Below are 4,512 nucleotides of genomic sequence, written 5' to 3'. Positions count from 1 at the left end.
TCGTCCAGCCAGCGCAGGTCGGTCGTGTCGGCAGCCTCGGCCACCAACCATTCTTCCATGTCGTGCACCCCGGCGGGAGGCACACGGATGATGGCCCGGCTCGTCGCACCGGGCGCGAGCAGTCCGAGGCCGTCGAGGGCGAGCGCCTGCGCGCCGCCGAGGGTGGCTGCCCGCAGGAGGGTCGCCGCGGGGACCGCCGGCGCCGCGCCGCGAAGCGCCGCCAGTTCCGCGAAGACATTGAGGTCGGCCACGCTGGCCAGGCTATCGGTGCCAACCGCCAGCCGCACGCCCGCCGCCACCGCGTCCGCTACAGCAGGGACGCCTGCCCCGACCCATCGGTTGCTGCGCGGGCACAGCACCAGGGTCGCGCCGACGTCCGCGAGCACGTCGAAGTCGGGTCGGGTGAGCTGCGTGCCGTGCACCACGAGCAGGTGCCGGTGCAGGGCGCCGAGCTGCTGGAGGTACGCCACCGGCCCGACGCCGGGCGCCTGCCACGCGGGGTCCCAACTGCCAAGGTCGGTCAGCAGGTCGCGGAACGGCCCGGTGCCGGTTGCCAGGAACTCGAGTTCCTCGGGCGATTCGGCCAGGTGAATCGACGACACGGGGCACGCCGGCTGCTCCCAGTCGGCGAACACGGTCGTCGGTCGACCGTTGACCACCGCCTGGATCAGCGGCGCGGACGTCGAGTAGGGCGCGTGCGGCGCGACCGACACCCGTACCCGGGTGCAGCCCGCCTCGTGCAGCCGGACGTGCGCCGCCATGGCACCGACGGTCGCCTCGCTCCGGACCCGCTCGGCATCAGCCCCTCGGAAGCCCAGCACCTCGCGGAAGTGGAGCCCCGACAGCGACGAGGCCGCGAGCGGCCCGATGGCCGCGTCGGTGTTGCCGATGTCGCCCACGCCTGCGGTGCCGTGGGCCTCCGCACTCGCGATGGCCTGCGTCGCGGCGTCGACCACCTCGCCGACGGTCGTCTGCGCCCCGAACCGCACGGCCAGCATCGCGCGCACCCAGGCCACGAAGCTGCCGGCAGGCGGCACCCGGCCCGCCAGGTGCGACAGCTCGAGGTGCGTGTGCGCGTTGACCAGGCCGGGCAGGATCGCCGCGTGTCCGAGGTCGATCATGCGGGCGGGTGCGGTGGCCGATGGCGCACCCGCGGCGCCGACGCCGACGATCACGCCGCGCGCCGCATCGACATCGATCCAGCCGCCATGCAGCAACGGCGCGGCGATCGGCAGGATCCAACGAGCGTGAACGCGAACGATCATGGGAGGGGCTGGCTGCGGCAGGTTCGATCCGTAGCCGTCGGACTTCAAGACTCGCCGATATGCGCCTGCGGCGCGCGGCGAGTTGTCCGACGGGCAGTGGATTGGTTCGCTGGTACTGCGAGTCTCGGTGGCTCGTAGCCGTCGACCTTCAGGTCGACGGCCAGTGATGCATCGCGGTCCCAAGCGTCGAGCTGAACTCGCCGCGCGCGTAGCGTATATCGGCGAGTCTTGAAGTCCGGCAGCTACGAACCCAGGGTCTGCGCGCGTCGCTCGCGCTCGCCCCGCGTGCGCGCCTCGTACGCCGTGAGCTCGGCCGGCATCAGCTCGGCGCCATCCTTCTTGGCGACGTCGAGCGACAGGCGGCGCGGCACGGCGCGTTCGCGGAACACCGGCTGCCCCACGTGGTCGTAGTGCATGTTCCGGCGCGTCGCCGTGAAGCCCATGTTCTCGATGTTGCGGACGATCTCGATCTCGTCCATGCAGTAGCTCGCGCCCGCGGCCCGCACGACGTTCTCCTCGATCATCACGCTGCCCATGTCGTTGGCGCCGAACGCCAGGCTCAGCTGCCCGACCTTGCCACCCTGCGTGACCCACGACGCCTGCAGGTTCTCGAAGTTGTCGAGCACGATGCGGGCCAGCGCGAGCGTGCGCAGGTACTCGACACCGGTGAGCTCGACGCCGGCCAGCTCGGTGTGGTCTGGCTGGTAGCTCCAGGTGATGAAGGCGGTGAAGCCGCCCGTCTCGTCCTGCAGCGCCCGCAGCCGCATCATGTGCTCGATGCGTTCCTCGGGGGTCTCGACGCTGCCGTACATCATCGTCGCCGTGGTGCGCAGGCCCTGCAGGTGGACCTCGCGCATCACGCCGAGCCACTCGTCGGCCGTCGCCTTGCCGTAGCAGTTCAGGAGCTTGCGCACGCGATCCACGAGGATCTCGGCGCCCCCGCCCGGCACGCTGTCGAGGCCCGCCGCGATCAACCGCGACACCACCTCGGGCACCGGCAGCTTCGACATCCGCGAGATGTGCAGGATCTCGGGCGGCGACAGCGCGTGGAGCCGGAAGGTCGGGTACGTCGCCTTCACGGCGCGGAAGAGGTCCTCGTACCACGCCAGCGGGATGTCGGGATTGTGCCCGCCCTGCAGCAGCAACTGGTTGCCGCCGACGCTCATCGTCTCGTCGATCTTGGCAAACAGTTCCTCGCGCGACAGCACGTAACCGTCGGGGCTGCCGACCGTGCGGTAGAACGCGCAGAAGTTGCAGCGCGCCACGCACACGTTCGTGTAGTTCACGTTGCGGTCGATGATGTAGGTCACCACCCGCTCGGGATGGCGGCGCGCGCGGATCGCATCGGCCAGCCGGCCGAGCTGCCACGTGCTCGCGTCGCGGTACAACGCCAGCGCCTCGCCGGCATCGATGCGCTCCCCGCGCTCGACCTTCTCCACAATCGCCTGCAGCGACATCTGCCCCGTGCCCTTCCCTGTCGACATGCCTGTCCTCCCGCCCTAGGCCCTGGCGCCGGCCGGCGCCGCCAGTGCCTCGATGGCACGCAGCACGTCGGGACGCTGCGGCGCGAGGCCATCCTGCATGGCGAGGGTGAGATAGCGCGAGAGGCCCCGCAGGGCGCCCTCGTCGAGATCGTACCGAATGTTCTCGCGCAGGTACTGCTCCAGCCCGGCAGCGCGCTCCGGGCGCAGCCCCGCTTCGGCCTGCGCCAGCGCCGGGATCGCCTCCAGGCCCTCCCGCCGCGCCTCGAGCAGCCGGGCCACGAGGGCCGGCGTGAGCACGCCCGGTCGCGCGATCCACGTCGCGAAGACGAAGGGCAGCCCCGTGAAGTCCTTCCACGCCGCGCCCAGGTCGACCTTCTCGGCCCCGAGCGCCTCGTAGGGCGCCTCGAGCGCGGGATCGCCGATCACCAGCGCCGCATCGGCCACCGACAGCATCGCCGCCAGGTCCGGTGCGGCATCGACGAACGTCGGCGCGATGCCGAAATGATGCCTGCACAGCACGCGCAGCAGCCCGACCGAACTGCGCGAGCTCACGTCGAGCGCGATGCGCCGCACCTGGGCGACCGGCACCGTCGTGAAGAGCGCCACCGACTGCACGGCCCCGTCGCACGCGATCGCCAGGCCGGGCACCACGTCGTAGGCCACCGGCCCCCGCAGCAGCTCGATCACCGGGACGAGCCCGAGGTCGATCTCGCCGGCGTGCAGCAGCGCCGCGCACGCCGACGGGACGTCGAGGCGCACGGTGAACCGTGGGTCACGCTCCAGCCCGTACTCGAGTGGTCGGGCATTCAGGAACCCGACCGCGCCGACCCTGATCACGCCGCGCCCCGCGGCTGCCAGGCGCCGTCACGCTCCACCACCGCCAGCGAGGCCGCCGCGATGTTCCGGCGCACTTCCTCGACGATGGCGCGACGCGGGCCGTGGGGCATGTCGTCGCGGGCGGGGACGGCGTCGATGTCGTCGGCACCGAACAGCAGGCACGACTGCGACAGCTTGGGGCCCATCCGCGTCCAGTGCGCCGAGAGGTGCGGGACGTTGTCGAGCGCGAGGCGCGCCAGCGCGACGTGGCGCATGTCGTCGAAGCCCGTGGTCGGGGCGTCGGCCGACACCTCGACCGGGAGCGGCGCACAGGCGCGGATCACGCCGGTGGCGGCCTGCCAGGCGCGCAGCTGCGCCAGCGCGTCGAGCAGGGCATCGCCATCGAGCGGCGTGCCGAGCGTCACCGCCTGGATCGCGAGACCGGCCGACGAGACGGCGTGCAGTTGCGCGAGGTCGAGCCGATCGAGGCGGGCGGTCGCGATGGCGTCGAGTCCGGCGGCGCGGAGGGCTGGCAGCACCTCCCCCAACGGCCCGAGCGTCGCCAGGTCGTGCAGGGCCCACCCCGACAACGGGAGCGTCGTCGTGGCCCGCAGCGCGGCGACGGCCGCCACCGCCGCGTCGAGGGTGCTCACGGGGCCCGCCAGGCGGACCTCACCGGCATCGGAGGCCACCGACACACCGGCCGACACGTCATCCACCGACAGCATGTCCACGCGTGCGAAGGTGCCGCGCGCGCCGTGCAGTCGCGCACGCACGTCGGCCGCGAGCATGCCAAGCCCGATCAGGTCGCGGCTCGCCGCCAACTCGCGGAGCTCCGACGAGGAGAGCGCGCCACCCGCGGCAAGTCGCGTTGCCAGTTCTTCGATGTCCACGGTCACCATCTTCGTCCTTCGTCCTTCGTCCTTCGTCCTTCGTCCTTCGTCCTT

At 72.0% G+C, this 4,512-nt stretch carries 4 protein-coding genes; all 4 read right to left on the bottom strand.

Annotation, left to right across the window (positions count from 1 at the left end; all coding sequences use genetic code 11):
• Positions 1-1,265: amidohydrolase family protein (locus ACIRDX_RS20825; protein WP_396627357.1), on the bottom strand; the 1,265-nt coding region annotated here is incomplete at its 3' end.
• A gap of 242 nt (positions 1,266-1,507) precedes the next feature.
• Positions 1,508-2,749, bottom strand: a complete 1,242-nt coding sequence (gene mqnC / locus ACIRDX_RS20820) for a cyclic dehypoxanthinyl futalosine synthase (protein WP_396627356.1) — start codon at positions 2,747-2,749, stop codon at positions 1,508-1,510.
• 15 nt (positions 2,750-2,764) lie between these two features.
• A complete protein-coding gene (locus ACIRDX_RS20815) occupies positions 2,765-3,586 on the bottom strand; it encodes a menaquinone biosynthetic enzyme MqnA/MqnD family protein (RefSeq protein ID WP_396627355.1) in 822 nt (273 codons plus the stop codon).
• On the bottom strand, positions 3,583-4,512 hold a 930-nt coding region (locus ACIRDX_RS20810), incomplete at its 5' end, for a hypothetical protein (RefSeq protein ID WP_396627354.1). The genes ACIRDX_RS20815 and ACIRDX_RS20810, both read right to left, overlap by 4 nt.

Origin of the sequence: Luteitalea sp., assembly GCF_044337415.1 — a bacterium.
Classification (GTDB): domain Bacteria; phylum Acidobacteriota; class Vicinamibacteria; order Vicinamibacterales; family Vicinamibacteraceae; genus Luteitalea.
This window is presented reverse-complemented; position numbering and strand designations above follow the sequence as displayed.

Coding starts and splice junctions, on each gene's coding strand:
- mqnC (WP_396627356.1), bottom strand. CDS start 2,749: ATGTCGACAGGGAAGGGCACGGGGCAGATGTCGCTGCAGGCGATTGTG.